Source organism: Mariniblastus fucicola, assembly GCF_008087665.1.
GTDB lineage: Bacteria > Planctomycetota > Planctomycetia > Pirellulales > Pirellulaceae > Mariniblastus > Mariniblastus fucicola.
Window position 1 is genome coordinate 5,407,151 of record NZ_CP042912.1, and the last position, 17,953, is coordinate 5,425,103.

The following is a 17,953-nucleotide window of genomic DNA, read 5'->3' on the forward strand; positions in this document are numbered from 1 at the left end:
CCAAACAGTCTAGTTGGGAGCCACACGCCGCAATGAGATTCGACGTTCCTCTGAGCCGTAGACGAAAGGTAGCTGCGTCAATGGCAGGACTATGCCGATTCTGACGGTTGAACCAGCGACGCGGTCGGCAGCCTAGCCAGCTTCGGCACGCGGCGGATGGAAGTTGTGGTGGCGACGAGAACAGCGTTCCTTGAATTCCGCCAGAGCTGACTCCCGATCGTCGTCGGAGCGAAACGCACGAGCCAAAGTTTGGTCCAGGAACTGATGCGATCGTTTGAAAACCACGTCGTCGGCTTTGAGGTAACGGCGAACGAATTGCCGATCGTTCTCCGAAATTTCGGCGTCCTTCTTGGATACGTTTGCCCGCACGTAGCTCAGGTCCGAAAACACGGTCGGAAAAAGTCGTTCCATGCAGATGCACGATTCATCGAAACGCTCAATCGGAAACAGGAACGCGCGGCCTGTCGCAAGCGCGTTTTCGATCACGGACATGTCGTCGTTTCCGCGACCACAATTGAGAAAGTAAATCTGGCTGTTTGTCTGAGGGTGGACGTATTGGTCTACCAGTTCCGCGTTGGCAAATTCACGAAAGCTCATCCGCTGCGCAATGCAATTGACTTCTTCGAAGTGACGATGGAAGAAGTATCGCGAAATGAATCGTTCGACCGGTTCGCGAACGTAGCTGATCGCGTGAACGTTGGCTTCTTCATGATTCCATGGAAGGTCGAGCGAAAGTTTGTGGTCGCTCATGCATCGCACCCACGGGTGGCAGCGCACGATTTCGCTGACGTCTTCGCGAGTGTACTGCTTTGTCTCCAATAGCGAGTTGGAGTTATAGAATCCGTCGCCAAAGTTGCGGTTCATCAACTGTCGCAGCGTCGAACCTCCGGCTTTGGGGACGTGCACGTGCAGCCATGCCTGGCGCAAAGGAGGCGATTTGGGTTGGGTTTCGGTCATGTTTGCATTCTAGAGGAGGCGTCCCGTGAGTCCAATATCAACCGAAATCCATAACCGACCGAAGATGATCATCGAGAGAGAAATTCTGGCTCACGAAAATGGCGGCGTCACTTTGTGCGATCAACATTTCGGATCGCGGCCGGATTGGATCAGAAGATGAACGCTTGCTGGAGGCCTACGCTGCTTCAATGGCGTCTTGAACCTGCCGTCGCTCAGCGGTTTGCGAATCGCAAAGTGACAGCTGATAATTGACCACGGCCAACATCACTGGCGTCCGCTTTACGGCTTTGAACTTCAGTAACAGATTGGCAATTTTGCTGGCTTCCTCGAATCTTTCGGCGCGACGCAACACATCGACCAGCGTGGTGGCCAAGGTTGCCTGTTCTTCGCTGTCTTCGAAAGGCTGCATCTTCACCAGCAGGTCAGCTGACTGATTGCGAAACGATTTCGCCAACTCGTCAGCATCGGCATCGTCGCAACTCCAGGCAGCCCGAAGCAGAGCCGTCGCAGCGATCTCCCGATCGTGGGCGTTGAGCAGTGCACAGAGCGCGAACCGACGAGCAATTTCAGGAATCTCGGAACGGGAAATCATTGCCTGATAGGGCTCGGAATCCACGATCGACTTCGCATTTTCGCTTTCCTGGGCCAGGTCGACACTGACGTAGTGACAGGAATGACACTCCTGAAACCAGACGTGCATCGTTTCACGTTCCATGGGTGGCGGGCGCAAGTCGAGGTCGGGGCTGCCCATCGTGTTGGTACTGCCGAGCATCGAGCATTCGTTCTCGCTACCGCAGATACAGCAAATTTGCGTTTCCGAAAAGTAGGTCGTCATTCGTCATCATCTTCAAAATCGGGACGCTTGAGAATTTCGGCAATCAGAATCGATTGACGAACGGAACTGGGATCCTGCAACATCCGAAACAGCCCCGAGGCGACTGAGTTATTGTTCGCATCACGAATCAGCTCGTCGGTGGCTCCCTTGCCCGATCCCAACAGCCCCACATCGTGATCGAACACCTGATCCAGATGGGCTTCCAACCGCTCATCTGCCTGTTCAATATTTTCGGCCAGATAATCGCCGTGGTCGGCAACGTCTGATACATCGATGTGCCGACGAACGTGGTCAGCAACCGACTCTTCGCCGATCGAATGGGGCTGCTGTTCAGGAAAAGCCATTCGCTCCGGAACGATATCACGTTCGGAAATCGTATGCCGCGGAGCAGGCTTGGGAGGCTGACGCTGTGCCGGAGGCCGCTGAGCAGGCGGGCGTTGTTGACCGCCACCGCCTTGTTGGGCTTGCTTGCGCCGTTCGGCCGCGCGTCGCAAGAATTCTTCGATGTCTCGGGCCATGGAATTTCCTGCCAGTTCGAAAAGCGGCTACAGGGCTACAGAATAGCGAATCGCCTGGTGACCAACGTTAATTTTCGGGTTCAGAGTTTAGCTGCCTGGTTGCGAAGTACGTTTCTCACCAGCGGTCGAGATCGATTTTCGCATGTCTGTATCGGCCTGAACGTTTCGCAATTTGTAGTAGTCCAGGATCGCCAACTTGCCGGCCCGGAAACTGTCAGCCATCGCCTTGGGGACGTCCGCTTCAGCCTCCACAAGTTTCGCCCGCATCTCTTCGATACCGGCGATATTTTCCTGTTCTTGGGCAACCGCCATCGCGCGGCGACCTTCTGCACGTGCACGAGCCACGCGTGTATCAGCTTCCGCCTGGTCCGCTTCCAGTCGAGCACCGATATTGTCACCGACATCAATGTCCGCGATGTCAATCGATACGATCTCGAAAGCTGTCTGCGAATCGAGTCGCCGAGCGAGTACCGTTTTGGAGATAACGTCCGGGTTTTCCAGAACCGAGGTGTGTTTCTCTGATCCGATCGCACTCACGATACCTTCGCCAACGCGAGCGATGATGGTTTCTTCTTTGGCACCACCGATCAGTTGTTGCAGGTTTGAGCGAACCGTCACGCGAGCTCGCACTTTCAGCTGAATTCCATCCTGAGCCACCGCATCGAGCGACTTCTTTGCTGACCCGCGAGCCGGACAATCGATGACGCGAGGATAAACGCTCGTTTGGACCGCTTCGAGAACGTTCCGTCCCGCCAGATCAATCGCTGACGCTTCCCGAAAGCTCAGCTGAATCGTTTTGGCCTTGTTGGCCGCAATCAGAGATCGGATTACGAGCGGAACATTGCCGCCGGCCATATAGTGAGCTTCGAGGCTCTTGGTCGTTATTTCCGGATCATCCAGTCCGGCCTGCACAGCCATGATTTTGCTGGGCACGATGACGCTGGCTTTGACCTTTCGAAAATACATCCCGACCAGGTCACCAAGCGACACACCGGCGCCCGTGAACACAGACTGAATCCACCACCGAAGCATGCTCAACAGGAAGAACCCGATGATCATCATGACGAAGATCACGACGAGGGTTCCAACGAAGATCGCAATTTGGACGGGCTTGCTCATTTGAGCCAGCAAGGTCGTCGCAAAAACGTCGGCTTGCGCAAAACCGATTGGCATCAATTGCATATTGTTGTCCAGAATCAGAGGTGAGTATTGGTTACCGGCGAGCCAGATCGTGCTTCATCGGCAGCCACTTGCCGCCGTCCTGGCTGCTGGCGACCGATTGTTGAATGAAGTACATCCCTTCAACGCCATCGAACACGTTCGGGAAGATCGTATCCTTCTTTTCAAAGTTCTTACCCGAAATCCGCAGACACATGTTATCAAACGCGCTGCGATAAATGTTGGCAAAGGCCTCAAAAAACGCTTCCGGGTGCCCGGAAGGCAAACGACAGGACTCGGCCGCAACCGGCTTGGTGAACGGAGCATTGGGATCACGGGTGTACAATTGATGAGGCGAACCGTTTTTGCGGACCCACATCTCGTTCGGATTCTCCTGCCGCCACGACAGCGAACCTTTCGTGCCGTCGACTTCCAGTGTCACATCGTTTTCGCGACCGTGAGTGATCTGAGAGGCCGTTACGGTCCCGAATGCTCCATTTTCGTAAGTCACCATCGCGTGTCCGTAGTCATCCAGTGCCCGGCCGTCGACAAAAGTTTTCAGGTGACAACTGATTTGCTCGGGCAGCAAGCCGGTTACGTAGCGGCCAAGGTTATAGGCGTGAGTCGCGATGTCTCCGAAACAGCCCGCGGCACCGGACTTTTTGGGATCGGTTCGCCAGGCAGCCTGCTTTTGGTCTGAATCTTCCAGTTTGTCGACCAACCAACCCTGAATGTAAGTCGACCGGATTGCCATGATCTCACCCAACTCTCCGTCGGCAATCATCTGTCTTGCCTGGCGAATCAGCGGATAGCCCGTGTAGTTGTGCGACACGGCGAACACGACGCCAGACTCTTCGACGACTTTGGCCAGCTCTTCCGCCTGAGCAAAATCAAACGTCATCGGCTTGTCACAGATTACGTTGAAGCCAGCTTCCGCGGCGGCTTTGGCGATTTCAAAGTGCGTGTGGTTGGGCGTCGCGACCGAAACAAAGTCGATTCGCTGATCTTCCGGAAGCGCCAACTCTTTTTCGATCAGCTCCTGGTAAGACGTGTAGGCTCGATCGGGCGAGATGTCATAGTCTTCGGCTGAATCTTTGGCTCGCTGTGGATCAGAAGAAAGTGCACCTGCGACCAAGGCACAACGATTGTCCAAAACCGCCGCCGTTGCGTGAACGCGCCCGATAAAAGATCCGCGTCCTCCGCCGATCAGTGCCATTCGAAGTTTGCGGTTGAGTGGTTCGTTGGTTGGCATCGAGACTCCAGAGCGAAAAACAGCTAAATTTGACTGTCTGTTTTAGCAAATGTCGCCGCTCTGGCCAGACCGTGGACACCAACAAAAATAGCCTCCCCGGAAAAGGGAGGCTATCATTGAGCGGGCACTCAAATGTGAGTTACTTTTTGTCTGCTTCGGTTTCTTTTTCTTCCGCAGCAGCATCTTCAGACGACTCGGTCGTTTCGGCTTTGGTTCCTTCGCCGCCTTCGGCCTTGCCGTCTTCAACCTTGATTTCGCCACAGTCAGCGATTCTGATTATCGCCGAAGTGCGGCCAGTGCGACTTCCACGAGCTTCGATTTTCTTCACAAGATCCATGCCGTCGGTGACGCGACCGAACACGACATGCTTTCCGTTAAGCCACGCAGTCGGAACGGTGGTGATAAAGAACTGTGATCCGTTTGTGTTCGGTCCGGCGTTAGCCATGCTCAAAATACCTGGAACATCGTGCACGATACCGAACTTTTCGTCATTGAACTTCTCGCCGTAAATGCTCTCGCCACCCGTACCGTTGGCATTGGTGAAGTCGCCGCCCTGGAGCATGAACTGAGGAATGACGCGATGGAAAATCGAGTCTTTGTAGTGCAGTGGCTTGCCAGATTTGCCTTTGCCCTTTTCGCCCGTGCACAAGGCACGAAAGTTCTCAACAGTCTTTGGCACATCGTCACCAAAGAGGCCCATCGTGATCCGTCCAGCCGCTTTGCCGTTGATCTCGATATCGAAATAGACTTTGTGAGTCACCTTTGCATCTGCGGCGCTAACCGGATCCTGCAGGGCACCTCTTGCGGAAGTCGAAGAAGTTGAAGTTGCTGTCGAAGACCCGGAAGATGCTGTCGACGAAGCGATGAACATGGACCCGATCGCCAACGAAGCGATGATGCCGACAAGAAGCAGTTGAATACGAAACGACATGAAAGTCTCCATTGGAAAACTGGTAACGAACACAAACACGGTGTCTGGCGTTGGACCATAAAGTTGAACCGTATTTTTTCTGAATCAAGCCTAAAGTCAAGCTGCATTCACGCTCTGATTCCGGCTCAAACGGTTTTATGCGAAAACGTATCGATTAGGGCGATCTTTCAATCTGTCTTGCCCGAGATTTCCGCAGATTCGTAGGCTTTCTCGACCAAGGCAACCGTTTTTAAATAGTCGTCAATGGTGCTTTCAAACGGCGTTCCGCGATGCATGCAGTCTGCAAAATGCTGCTGCAACGCAAACACACAATCTCCGGCGAAACCGGTTCTGGATGGCTGATAGTCGACCTGCTGTGCGGCCTGGCCAAGCGGCTTGAGCGTGATCGATCCGTCGAAGCCCAACTCGAGATGCCCTTTGCTGCCTTCAATGCGAACGGTGCCAAACGTATAGCGAGCATCCGCCGCGGAACTTTCGTTGTAGCGATTTGCATCGAGCACCGCCGTCGCGCCGGATTCCATTTCGCAAACGATCAGAGCACTGTCTTCCCCCTTGATCACAGGGTTCCGCCTCGCGGTTCGGGCGAACAACGATTCGACTTCGCCGAACAGAAATCGGAACGTATCCAAAAAGTGAACTCCGGTTTCAAAAATGAACAGCCGTTCGTAGTCGCGAAAAAATGGTTGCCGAGCAAGGTAAGCGTCCTCGCCCCAGCCATCGCCCATCCGACAGTGAACGTTGCAGTGGAACACGTCGCCGATCTGGCCGGCGTCGAGCATCTTTTTGATCTGCCGATACCAGGGCTGCCAGCGCCAATTTTCATGCACCATGAATCGTGCGTTTGAGCCACGAATTAAATCTGCCAAGGCAAGCGTTTGCCCCCAATCTGGAGCCAGCGGTTTCTGGCAGATGATCGCGCAACCGGAATCAATGGCTTTCTGGCAAAGCTCAAAGTGCGTCCCTGGCGGCGTGACGATGTCGATGAAGTCCGGCTTTTCTTCGGCGAGCACTTGATCCAGTTCTTCCGTCGCGACGCTGCGAGGGATTTCAAACTCTTCCGCGTAAGTTCTCGCTTTGCCAATGTCACTGTCGCAGTTCGCAATTATCTCCACGCCTTCGACCCGATTCCAGGCTTCATGGTGAAAGCGACTGAAATAGCCCGCGCCGACAATCACGCCTCTGAGCTTTTCTGTCTTGCTCATTCGTTCTCTCCGCTGAGCTTTTCGACGGCCGCCGTCAGAGCATCATCGCCGCCGACGTTGCCAGGAAAGATCACGTAGTGCATGCCGGGGAATTTTGCTTCGTCGCCGATTCGCCAAACGGGAATGCCAGGCAAAATCGAACCGGCAACGGTCGCCAGTTTCACGCCCAATGACTTGGTGGCAATGTCGCTCGACGTGATGCCTCCTTTGGCAATCAGGTAGCGCGGCCGCACTTCGAGTTTGGCGACAATGTCGGAAACGCATTTGGAGATGATGTTCGAAATCTCCAAATTCTCGTCGTCGGAGTCCGCAGTGAAAAGTTCGCGACTGGTGAACACGACCGCGTTTTTGCCGGACTGCAGAACGTTATTTAGTTCGTCCACGATTTCTGCAACGACGTCGTCCGGCGCCTGCAAAACGTCTTCGATCGAAATAGCAATCGAGTGCAACGAAGGCACGTGCTCCATCAAGTGCTCCAACTGCGCCGTCGTTTTGGGGACGTGCGAGCCGACCATGACCAGCCCGCCGTTGGGATTGTCGTCGCATAATTGCTTGGCCGTCAGCAAAGGTTGCTTCGATAGCCCAGCCCGTGCCCGGACGTAGGATGCCGCGACTCTCGCCATAATTCGCCGTGATGATTGGCCCACCGCGGCGGCCACAACGGCAGCATCTCGATCGGTTGCTGAATCGGCAACACAAACGGTTTTGGGCGGAGCTTCGTCGAGCAACTTTTGCACGCCGGCCGGTCCTTCGTCGCGAATCAGCTCCAGCGGAATCACGATTACGTCGTCAGCTTTAACGCGGCCTTTCGTTTTCTCTTCGACCCAGTCGGGCAGGCAGGAAGTTTGAAATCCGAAAACGGGATCTTTCGCAAACGGCGTCTCGTGAGCCGCAACCATGCTCTCGCCGTCGCAGACATAGTGCTGTCCGTCGATCGTTAACCGCCCGCCTTCGGCAAAGAACGGCATCACCAAAGTCAAATCGGCTTGCTCGGGCCAGACACCGGCGATCGTATCGGTTTCAGCCGGATAGTGGCCTCGCAACGTCGAATCACTACGGCTGATCAGCTCCAGACGCCGACCGGTTTTCTTTGCGACGTCACGAAGCCGCTGAGCCAGTTGCACGTGCAGTTCATGAGTCTGCAGTTCGGTCATCGATCGCGAGTTGGTCAAAATGTACAGCACCGGCGGAGCCGCTTCGATGGCTTCGGTCAGGCTGGGCTCGTCAAACACGGTCAGCACCGGAACGTCGTAGACCGTTTGCGTTCCAGTCGGATCGTCGTCGAGTACGACCAGCGTTCGATTGCTGCTAACGAGAGCCTGGCGGATGCCTTCGGTCAGATCGTCGGGCCATTCGGGAATCGTTTGATGTTTGTCGGTCATGCGATCTTCAAATCTTTCAGGCTGGCAAACGCACGGCAGGGAGAACCGTCGCCACCAAGGACCTTAAGCGGTAGTGCGCCAAAGAGAAATGGCGCGGTCGTGGGGAGCTGATCGAGATTCGTCAGCCCTTCAACGATCGTGACGCCGCCGCCGAGCAAAATTTCGTGGATCTGAGTGACCTCGTCGAGGTTGTTCACGTCAGCCACCGAAGGAGGTTCGACTCCGAGGATTTTAATCTGTCGCTCAACGCACCATTGAGCCAGCTCTACAGAGATCCGCGGCAACTGGTTTCGAAACTTCTCAGCGTCGCAGGCGAACTGGCTCCAGCCAGTTTTCAACAGCAACGACTGACCGGGCTGGATTTGGTTCGCCACATTGCCAAGGTCGTTGACTTCGATCAGACATGAAGGTTCGGCATCGATCTCGGCCATCCACGCCGTTGACAGACAGACATTGAGCGGCGTTTGGTCGATGGTCGCCTGGTCGCCGCAACCGAAGTGCAGCGGCGCGTCCATGTGCGTGCCGCTGTGGGAATAGAGATGCAGCGTTCCCGCGTTCCAGCCGTCGTCTTCGAGAGTCCGAGCACTTTCCCATGAAACGCCGGGCATTTCGGGCGTGATGGTTTGAGTTAAGTCGATCAATTGGTTGTCGATCACCGATTCCTTTTTATTGGTGGCATAGGCTTCCAGCCTGTGTTTGAGTTCGTTTCCGGTTAAATTCATTCCAGGCTGAATAATTCTTCCCAGCGGCGATTCCGTTGCATTGATGTGTTTGGCATTGCACAAAGCTGCTTCTTTTCATGCGTTCACAGGCTGGAAGCCTATGCCACCGAGAAGCTCGACCACGCGATCACAGGCTGGAAGCCTATGTCACCCTCCTACAGACACTTCAAAATCGCATCGCCCATTTCCGTCGTCGACAGCGAACCACCGACATCACCCGTTCGAACTGCCGGATCCGCAAGCGCCTTCTTCACCGCCGAATCCAGCTTCACACCGGCCTCCTTCGCCGACGGATGGTCCAACCACTGCAGCAACATCGCCGCAGACAAAATCGTCGCCACGGGATTCGCCTTGTTCTGCCCTGCAATATCCGGAGCCGTTCCGTGCGAAGGCTGAAACACCGCACAATCCTCGCCGATGTCGCCCGACGGAGCCATGCCCATGCCTCCAACCAAACCGGCTGCCAAATCCGAGAGAATATCGCCAAACATGTTCTCGGTCACGATCACGTCAAAGCTCTGCGGACGCTGCACCAGAAACAAAGCCGCCGCGTCAACGTAGACGACTTCCGTTTCCACTTCCGGATACTCAGCCGCGATCTCTTCGAAGACTTCCCGAAACAACACCATCGACGGAAGCACATTGGCTTTGTCGACCAGCGTGACTTTCTTGCGACGCTGCATTGCCTGATCGAACGCGGCCCGAAAAATTCGTAGCGAACCTTTGCGAGTAATCAACATGATGTCGCGGGCTTCTTCTCGTGTCTGATCCTGCGGGTCGGTCCGGGCCGCAAACAGGCCTTCGGTGTTCTCACGCACGATCACGAAATCAATTTCGCCCGCCTGATATTTCTTCAGCGGAGAATCCTCGGCGGCATACAGATAGATCGGTCGCAAGCCGTTGTACAGATCTAGCCTCTCACGCAGGTCAATCTGCGGCGTCATCTCGCGACCATCGGGCCAACGCACCGAAGGCATGCCCATCGCGCCGAGCAACACTGCATCAGACTCGCGACAAACGTCGAAAGCGGAATCGGGAAGCGGATCGCCGTTCTTCAGGTACTCCTGAGCCCCGACGGAAACTTCCTGCAATGACAGGTCGATGTCTTCAAACGGTTCACAAGCAGCGGACATCAAACGGACGGCTTGCTGAGTGACTTCGGGTCCAATTCCATCGCCAGAGAGCACGGCGATCTGGAAAGTTTGCTTCGACATGAATTGCTACTGTCTTCAATGAGTGGTTTGCGTAAAGTGGTACAACAGGAAAACCGGCAGCGGTGAAACCGATGCGACGTCGGGTTCTGGCAATGAGCCACCGTCTCCCAATCATCAACGGATTCCAATCGGAAATCGCCATGTTCAAGAAGCTCGATCATATCGCGATCGCGGTGCGAAACACAGAAGACGCACTTTCTTTTTATCGCGACAAGCTGCGTTTACCGGTCGTCAAACGGGAAGTCCTCGACGGGCCCGGCGTCGAACTGACTCATTTGGATATGGGCAACGTGGAACTGCAATTAGTGCAACCGCTTTCCGACGACCATCCGATTGCGGCGTTCATTGACGAGCGTGGCGAAGGCTTGCACCATCTTTGTTGGGACGAAGGCGACGACATCGAAGCCGCGATGAATGGACTGGCGGAATACGGTTTGTCGGCGAAAGCCAATGAGCCTCATCCGGCGCCGCTGGGCGGTTCGGCTGCGTTTATCGAACCCAGCCAAACGCGCGGCGTGCTGTGGGAGATGACGACGAAGAAGCAATAAGCCGACTTTTGCAGCCCGCACCGCCAACGTCAACCTCGCGAAATTTCCGGTGCATCTGTGCGGTTTTGGCAGGGCTTTCTGCGAGAGCTGTGAAGTCAGGAATCGCAAACAGGGCGGCTTTTGAGCGATCCTGGAAGATACAATTCAGGGTTGAATACTTATTCATTGAATCGAGCTTGAGTTGAGAGGCATGACTATCCGTTTGCTACAAAACGTCTGCAGCGTCGCTCTTGCGGCAACCGTGTTCCTGTGTGGCAACCCGTTCGCGATGGCACAGGAGACGATCGATTTCAGTTCGCAGGTTCGTCCGATCCTTTCGGACCGCTGCTTTCATTGCCACGGTCCCGACGCGGACAACCAGGAATCAGATTTCCGCGCGGACTCACAGGAAGGACTGCTTGAAGCCGTCGAGCCGGGCGATCTTGACTCGAGCGAGCTTCACGCTCGCATTCATAGCGACGATCCGGGTTCGTTGATGCCGCCGCCGGACAGCAACCGTTCGCTTTCCGATGAAGAGAAACGCATTCTTGATCTGTGGATCGAACAGGGGGCTCCTTACGAAGGCCATTGGGCGTTCGAAGTTCCGCAGAAGCCAGAACTGCCAACGATCGACGCGGACGATGTGAAAGATCTTGGCTGGGACGAGCAACGGGTATCGCAATGGTCAAAGAATCCGATCGACCGTTTTGTGGCCGCGCGTTTGATCAAAGAAGGACTCTCTCCGTCGCCGCCAGCCGATCATGCCACGCTGGTTCGACGCGCCGCGATGACCTTGACCGGACTTCTTCCTGATCGCGATTTGCAATCGAAAAAGTACAGCGACGCGGTGGAAGCCTTGCTCGATTCCGACGCCTACGCGGAACGCCAGGCTTTGCGTTGGCTGGACGCAGCACGCTACGCCGACACCGATGGTTACCAAAACGACAACCATCGCGAGAACTGGCCGTGGCGCGATTGGGTGATCAAGGCCTTTCGTGACAACATGCCGTTCGATCAGTTCACGATCGAGCAAATCGCGGGCGACATGCTGCCTGAGGCAACGGTTTCGCAACGACTGGCTTCGGCTTTTAATCGCAATCATCGTCAAAACGGAGAAGGCGGCGCACTTGCGGAAGAGTTTCGGGTCGAAAACGTGATTGACCGAGTCGAAACGACGTCGACGGTTTTCCTTGGGCTGACGTTTGGATGTGCTCGATGTCACGATCACAAATACGATCCGCTGTCGCAGCGCGAATTTTTCCAGATGTATGCTTACTTCAACAACATCGGCGAAAAAGGAATCGGACGAGGGCTCAACGCGAACCCGACGATGAAGGCGATTTCTCCGTTGCTCGAAATCGATCCAAAATTCGTCCAGGCGGTTGAGAAAGCAGAAAGCGAACTGGCCAAAGCCAAACCCGAGTTCGAAAAACGGCTCAAAGCATGGACACAACAGACCACCGAACTGATTTCGCGAATCGATGCGGCCAGCTCAAAGGTCATCGACTCAGACGAAGTTTCGGACTCGGATGAACTCGAGGATTCGGACCGCGAAGCTTTCGAGTCGCTGGACAAAAAGCTGGTGGAACTGTTGCGAAACAAGAAACGAAACAACGGACAGAATCAGCAAGTCCGATATCACTTTACAAAAATCGATCCGCAGCAGAACGGCCTTCAAACGGCGTTAAACGTCGCGAAAAAGGAACTGAAGGATCGCGGCGGCGTCCGGGCAACCGTGATGGTGATGCGGGAACGCAGCGGCGATCCACAGCCAGCCTATTTGCTCAATCGCGGCCAGTACAACGAGCCCGTTAAGTCGGATCCGCTGCCGCGAACGGTGCCAGAAGTCTTGCTTGCGGAGGAAGCTGAGCCTCCGGGTGACCGGCTTGAGTTTGCGAAGTGGCTGGTTTCGAAATCCAATCCGCTGACGGCTCGCGTGATCGTGAATCGCATCTGGCAGGATCACTTTGGTATCGGCTTGGTGAAAACGTCGGCTGACTTTGGCGTGCAGGGCGAAGCACCCAGCCATCCCGAATTGCTGGACTGTTTGGCCGTTGAGTTCATCGATTCCGGTTGGGATGTCAAGGCAATGCATCGGTTGATTGTGACCAGTGAAACGTATCGCCAAGACTCCAAACAGACGCCTCAGTTGAAATCGAAAGATCCGCAAAACCGATTATTGGCTCGCGGCCCGAGATATCGAGCCGACGGTTTTGCGATTCGCGACGTGGCGCTGCAAGCGGCTGGTTTACTGAGCGATCAAGTCGGCGGTCCGGCGGTGAAGCCGTACCAACCCAGCGGTTTGTGGGAAGTCGTCGCAGCGAACAAGGGGACGCGATACGTTGCCGACAAAGGCGAAAACCTGTACCGACGCAGCATGTATTCGTATTGGAAACGTGCCGTCAATCCGCCGCGGCAAACGATCTTTGACGCGGGTGGTCGCGAGATCTGCAACGTCGAAGTGCGCCGAACGAACACGCCGTTGCAAGCTTTGGTGCTGATGAACGATCCAACGTTTGTGGAGAGCGCACGAGCCCTTGCCCAGCAAGTCATCCACTCGGAACAGGGCGACGACAAGCAGAAAGTCGCCGAACTTTACCGACGGGCCATCGCAAAAGACGCCAGCGATTCGACGATCGGCGTTTTAACCGAAAGCGTGTCTTACTTTCGCGAGCACTACGCGGCGAAACCGGAAGAAGCAAAAGCATTGTTGGCGACGGGCGAATCGAAGCGTGACAAACAGATTGATGCAACGGAACACGCGGCTCTGGCGGCGGTGGCTCATGTGATTCTGAACCTGGACGAATTTTTGACGATTGAATAGCAATGAATCAGAACGAAATCACCAACGAACACAAACTTCAGCAGACACGACGCCACTTTTTCGGAAAAGCAGCCACCGGAATCGGTGTCGCGGCGTTGGCTTCGATGCTGGGTCCGAAAGCAGTTGCCGATGAGAAACCTGACGGCGGCGTGCTGAAGAACTTTCACAACCCGCCCAAAGCCAAGCGGGTGATTTACATGTTCCAAAGCGGTGCGCCATCGCAACAGGAACTGTTTGACTACAAACCACAACTGCAGAAAAACGAAAAGAAAGAACTGCGGGACTTCGTTGAAATGACGCAGCGGGTCACCGGCATGACGGCCAATCAGAAGTCCTTTCCTCTCGCCGGAACGCGATACAAGTTCGAAAAGATGGGCAGCAGCGGCATGGAAATGTGTAGCGAGTTGCTGCCGCACATTTCCGGACTGGCCGACGACATCTGCCTGATTCGCTCGATGCATACCGAAGCCATCAACCACGATCCGGCAATCACGTTTTTCCAAACCGGTCATCAATTGGCGGGCCGACCAAGCATCGGTTCGTGGTTGCATTACGGTTTGGGATCGATGAACGACAACTTGCCGACCTTCATTGCGATGGTCTCCCGCGGGACGGGCCGACCGAACTGTCAGCCGCTTTACGATCGACTGTGGGGAAGCGGTTTTCTTCCTTCCACGCACGCCGGCGTGAAACTGATGAGCATCGGAGATCCGGTGCTGTATCTGGGCAACCCGCAAGGCATCGATGCGAAGGCTCGCCGCAGGATGCTGGATGATCTGGCGAAGCTGAACCAGGAGAAACTTGACGAAGTCGGTGACCCGGAAATCAACACGCGGATTCAGCAATACGAACTGGCCTATCGGATGCAGACTTCGGTTCCCGAGCTGATCGATTTCTCAGACGAACCGCAACACGTGCTTGATGCCTACGGTCCGGACGTGATGAAACGCGGGACTTACGCGTATAACTGCCTGTTGGCCCGAAGGTTGGCTGAACGCGACGTGCGCTTCATTCAACTGTTCCATATGGGTTGGGACCAGCATTTCACTTTGCCGAAACAGCTTCCTGGCCAATGCCGCGATACTGATCAGGCGTCAGCGGCACTGGTGAACGACTTGAAGCAGCGAGGCATGCTCGACGATACGCTGATCGTTTGGGGCGGAGAGTTTGGCAGAACATCCTACTGCCAGGGAACGCTCAACGCGGAAACCTATGGCCGCGACCATCACCCCAAGTGTTTTTCACTGTGGATGGCTGGAGCCGGCATCAAGCCAGGATTGACTTACGGTGCGACGGACGAGTTTTGCTACAACATCACGGAGAACCCGGTGCATGTGCATGATTTGCACGCCACGATCCTGCACCAGTTGGGCATCGACCACGAGAAGCTGACCTATCGGCATCAGGGGCGATACTATCGGCTGACCGATGTTCACGGCCACGTCGTGCGGGATATTCTGGCGTAGCGATTGGGGAACTATGGCTGCCACAAACGTGGCTGCGGCTTCCAGCCGCAGTTGTTGTGCAAATTGCTGCGGCTGGAAGCCGCGGAAGTCCTTCAGCTATCCCCGACAACCTTTGATAGAATGAATGCGACCCAGACATAAAATTGGGAGCGTTCAATGGATGCCAAAAAGAGTAGCCGCCGAGCCATTACGAAATCTTTCAGCCGGCGTACCGTGAGCCCATCGTACCTGCCCGGCATCGCAACCGCTGCACTCTTGGGTTGCTTGCTTGTTCAATCTTCGACAATTGAACCATTGCTCGCGCAGGTAAAACCTCACGACACACAATTGCAGAATCTCATTGCCAGGCAGGAGCGGTTTCTGCATTTCCCATCGACGCACGGTGGGGGCGTTACGATACGCCAGGAGTCTGCGGGAATCGTCTCCCCCTTGGAGTTCTTCACTCACCCTGAGATCGTCGACGAGCTGAAATTGGATGACAAAAACGTGAAAGCGATCGAAGGCCATTTTAAAACGGCCTTTCAGGAAGAATTAGCTGGCCCGAAAATATCAGAAACTGGTCAGTCAGATTCTCAAGACTTGCGATCGCCGCGCACTTCCGATGAACCAGGAAATTCGACTGATGCAATCCAGAAACGGCTTCACAAGTTTTTCGACAATGCGAATTCCATTCTGTCTGACACTGAAAGACATCGGCTCAAACAACTTCAATTGCAATTCTTGCTCTATCGCAATGGCCCACTGAGGTTTCTGAGGACTGCGGCAATTTCAAAGGAATTTGGATTGTCCCACATTCCAACTGGGAAGCTGAAACGCCTTCAGAAACGTTTGTCGAAATCGCTTTTGCAGACAGAACAAAAACTGGTTTCGGAAGCCTTGAATATCTGGCTAAAGAATCTTGACAAACAGCAGCGAGAGCTATTTGATCGCAACTGGAAACACGCATTGGAGAAACCTGGCTCGCTCGGGCGGCTTGTCTGCTATCTGCAATCCGATGCTTCATTCGATGCGAAAGACCTGGAGTCAACAGACGAACTGCAGCTTGTTTGGAAACGGCCGTTCTTTCGCCACTCCGCAAACGGCAACGCGGAGCTTCAACGTCGACTTCGGAAGAATGTGGGCGTTGAAAGCCCTGCGGTTTCGGTCGGCAATTCTAACGCAGATGACGTTTCTGAACTAAGCAGGCTTTACGCGCTGCAGCATTTATACCTCTCCGGTTTCATCGGCAAAATGGTTGAACTAATTCCGACACAAAGCCTTGAGATTGTCGAGATCAATCGTGAATTTGAAAAGGAGAAACGTGAGGTCGTATTGGTTCTTGCAGGTGAACTTGATGTTCCGATCAAGAACATAGTCCAGATGAAGCAAAGCGACGGAACGTTCAAAGAGCTTTTGATTTATGATTGGCCAGACGACATGTCGCTCGTTGAAGCCAAGCAGGAAGAACGCCTGGGAGATGTCGCAAAGCAAACATTTGATCGATTGCTAAAAGTTCTGCTACCGCACCAGTTGAAATTGCTAAAACAGACCGTCTCAGGGCTCCAGATCCGAAGTCATGGACCAATGGCAGACTTAAAATTTGGCGAGCTCAAAGAAGAGCTTGAACTCTCCACGAAAGATATCGAAAAGCTTGAAAAAGCCGCCAATGAAGCGGCGGAGTACCTCAGCAAGGAATCGCTCTTGGCAAGAGACAACGCAATCGAATCTATTTTGAAAGGGCTTGATCCGCAGGATTACCAGAAAGTCAAACGCAGACTGGGAGCTCCGAACTCCGCTGGCCACTGCGACCTCGCGACGCTGGCAATTGCACTTTCCATGTCCGATTGACGTACATAATTCGCAACGTCAGCATTCAAATTTTCTTTTTAGGAAACGGTCGCAACCCCAACAGCATCTCTGCTCGCTCGCTTAAGGGTTTGGACGCAGCTTCCACGTCGGTGTATTCGGCAAGACTGTCTTTTACGATCGAGTAAACCGCTTGCCGATCCTGGCTGCTGTCGATCTCTGTCACCCTGTTCTTGCTGCGAAAAAACTCGACGGTTGGCAACGTCTGTTGCTTGAACGTATCGAAACGCAATTTCACGCTTTCGATATTGTCGTCGTGACGTCCGGTGTATTTTGCACGGCCAAGAATTCGCTTTTCCAATACGTCGTAGGGGCATTCGAAATACAGCATCCGCGGCAGATCCGCATCGCGACCAAAGACTTCGTACCAGCCCTCCATGTTGTCCAGCGATCTCGGGAAGCCGTCGAGCAAAAAATTCCGACTGCCGGTGGTGCGGGTAATCAGCTCCATTCGATTCCGCATCAGCTCAACGACGATTTTCGTGGGAGCCAGTTTTCCGTCAGCCAACAAGTCCGTGATCAGTTTCGCGTTCGGCCCACCGGATTCCATTTCTTCGCGGCAAAGTTCTCCGACCGAAAGGTGCGACCAGCCAAGCTGCAGAGCTGCCAACTCGCACATCGTGCCTTTTCCGCTGCCCGGGCCGCCGATCACAAAGACCACGTTTGGAGCAGGGCAGGGCAGACGCGGGTCGAAGTGATGCAACACGACTTTGGGCGCCGGATCGACTCCTTTTTTGTAGACGTTCCACTGGACATCGGTCGGCGGCAAATCGTCTTCGCTGTCGTAGTGATAGGCCAGGTGCCCGTCGAGCCGAGCGATCCGCCATGACTTGTAAGTTTGCGACCACGAAATCGACGGGTTGCGATCGCATTTTCCATCGGCGCGATCCCAAGCCATCTTTCCGTTCCAGTATCCGATCGTCGACAGCGTCCCGGATTCGGATTCCTTTGGCGGTTCGGTGGACGGCACGAACAGGCCGTCGACTTCCGGTAGGCCGGCGCCGGATACTTCGATGAAATATGTGTTGGGTTTGAGGTCGTTGGAGGACATGACTGGCTTTCGAAACGGAATCGGATCGCTCAGTCTATCGCAGACTCCAGGTCCATGGCTACGGGAGAG

Annotated in this window: 15 protein-coding genes; 4 read left to right on the forward strand and 11 right to left on the reverse strand. The window is 54.6% G+C overall.

The features are described from left to right. Window positions 1-132 precede the first annotated feature (132 nt). The 10 genes from MFFC18_RS20170 to MFFC18_RS20215 form a co-directional block, all read right to left on the reverse strand. Window positions 133-957 carry a sulfotransferase family 2 domain-containing protein gene (locus MFFC18_RS20170; protein WP_075084069.1) on the reverse strand — a complete coding sequence of 275 codons (825 nt, stop codon included), beginning with the start codon at window positions 955-957 and terminating at the stop codon, window positions 133-135. Between the two features lie 175 nt (window positions 958-1,132). Continuing rightward, window positions 1,133-1,792 (reverse strand): hypothetical protein, encoded by a 660-nt coding sequence (locus MFFC18_RS20175; RefSeq protein ID WP_075084068.1) that lies wholly within the window; start codon window positions 1,790-1,792, stop codon window positions 1,133-1,135. After that, window positions 1,789-2,310: a hypothetical protein gene (locus tag MFFC18_RS20180; protein WP_075084067.1), complete on the reverse strand. Its 522-nt coding sequence runs from the start codon at window positions 2,308-2,310 to the stop codon at window positions 1,789-1,791. The genes MFFC18_RS20175 and MFFC18_RS20180 overlap by 4 nt, the downstream gene beginning before the upstream one ends. A gap of 87 nt (window positions 2,311-2,397) precedes the next feature. After that, complete coding sequence (floA, locus tag MFFC18_RS20185; RefSeq protein WP_084417027.1) at window positions 2,398-3,492, reverse strand: flotillin-like protein FloA; 1,095 nt, start codon at window positions 3,490-3,492, stop codon at window positions 2,398-2,400. 31 nt (window positions 3,493-3,523) lie between these two features. Further along, the gene (locus MFFC18_RS20190; RefSeq protein WP_202907528.1) at window positions 3,524-4,720 is read right to left on the reverse strand and encodes a Gfo/Idh/MocA family protein; all 1,197 of its coding nucleotides are present in this window, start codon (window positions 4,718-4,720) and stop codon (window positions 3,524-3,526) included. A gap of 139 nt (window positions 4,721-4,859) precedes the next feature. Next, a complete protein-coding gene (locus MFFC18_RS25835) occupies window positions 4,860-5,651 on the reverse strand; it encodes a peptidylprolyl isomerase (RefSeq protein ID WP_238381231.1) in 792 nt (263 codons plus the stop codon). Window positions 5,652-5,818: 167 nt separating this feature from the next. Continuing rightward, the gene (locus MFFC18_RS20200; protein ID WP_075084066.1) at window positions 5,819-6,853 is read right to left on the reverse strand and encodes a Gfo/Idh/MocA family protein; all 1,035 of its coding nucleotides are present in this window, start codon (window positions 6,851-6,853) and stop codon (window positions 5,819-5,821) included. Further along, a complete protein-coding gene (locus MFFC18_RS20205; RefSeq protein ID WP_075084065.1) occupies window positions 6,850-8,235 on the reverse strand; it encodes a four-carbon acid sugar kinase family protein in 1,386 nt (461 codons plus the stop codon). The genes MFFC18_RS20200 and MFFC18_RS20205 overlap by 4 nt, the downstream gene beginning before the upstream one ends. Then, window positions 8,232-8,957, reverse strand: a complete 726-nt coding sequence (locus tag MFFC18_RS20210) for a cyclase family protein (RefSeq protein WP_084417050.1) — start codon at window positions 8,955-8,957, stop codon at window positions 8,232-8,234. The genes MFFC18_RS20205 and MFFC18_RS20210 overlap by 4 nt, the downstream gene beginning before the upstream one ends. 155 nt (window positions 8,958-9,112) lie before the next feature. Then, on the reverse strand, window positions 9,113-10,171 hold the full coding sequence (locus tag MFFC18_RS20215; protein ID WP_075084064.1) for an isocitrate/isopropylmalate dehydrogenase family protein: 1,059 nt from the start codon (window positions 10,169-10,171) through the stop codon (window positions 9,113-9,115). Between the two features lie 92 nt (window positions 10,172-10,263). Here MFFC18_RS20215 and MFFC18_RS20220 point away from each other — a divergent pair, with 92 nt between their 5' ends. From MFFC18_RS20220 to MFFC18_RS20235, 4 genes are all read left to right on the forward strand, one after another. Beyond that, entirely contained in the window at window positions 10,264-10,719 is a 456-nt protein-coding gene (locus MFFC18_RS20220; RefSeq protein ID WP_084417049.1) for a VOC family protein, read from the forward strand. Window positions 10,720-10,909: 190 nt separating this feature from the next. After that, window positions 10,910-13,522, forward strand: coding sequence for a PSD1 and planctomycete cytochrome C domain-containing protein (locus tag MFFC18_RS20225; RefSeq protein ID WP_084417026.1), 2,613 nt, complete (start codon window positions 10,910-10,912; stop codon window positions 13,520-13,522). Between the two features lie 2 nt (window positions 13,523-13,524). Further along, window positions 13,525-14,988 carry a DUF1501 domain-containing protein gene (locus MFFC18_RS20230; protein ID WP_075084063.1) on the forward strand — a complete coding sequence of 488 codons (1,464 nt, stop codon included), beginning with the start codon at window positions 13,525-13,527 and terminating at the stop codon, window positions 14,986-14,988. A gap of 327 nt (window positions 14,989-15,315) precedes the next feature. Continuing rightward, window positions 15,316-16,815 carry a hypothetical protein gene (locus MFFC18_RS20235; protein WP_148619003.1) on the forward strand — a complete coding sequence of 500 codons (1,500 nt, stop codon included), beginning with the start codon at window positions 15,316-15,318 and terminating at the stop codon, window positions 16,813-16,815. Between the two features lie 25 nt (window positions 16,816-16,840). On the opposite strand, the gene MFFC18_RS20240 is transcribed toward MFFC18_RS20235, so the two are convergent. Further along, window positions 16,841-17,884 carry a nucleoside monophosphate kinase gene (locus MFFC18_RS20240; RefSeq protein ID WP_075084061.1) on the reverse strand — a complete coding sequence of 348 codons (1,044 nt, stop codon included), beginning with the start codon at window positions 17,882-17,884 and terminating at the stop codon, window positions 16,841-16,843. Between the last annotated feature and the right edge of the window lie 69 nt (window positions 17,885-17,953).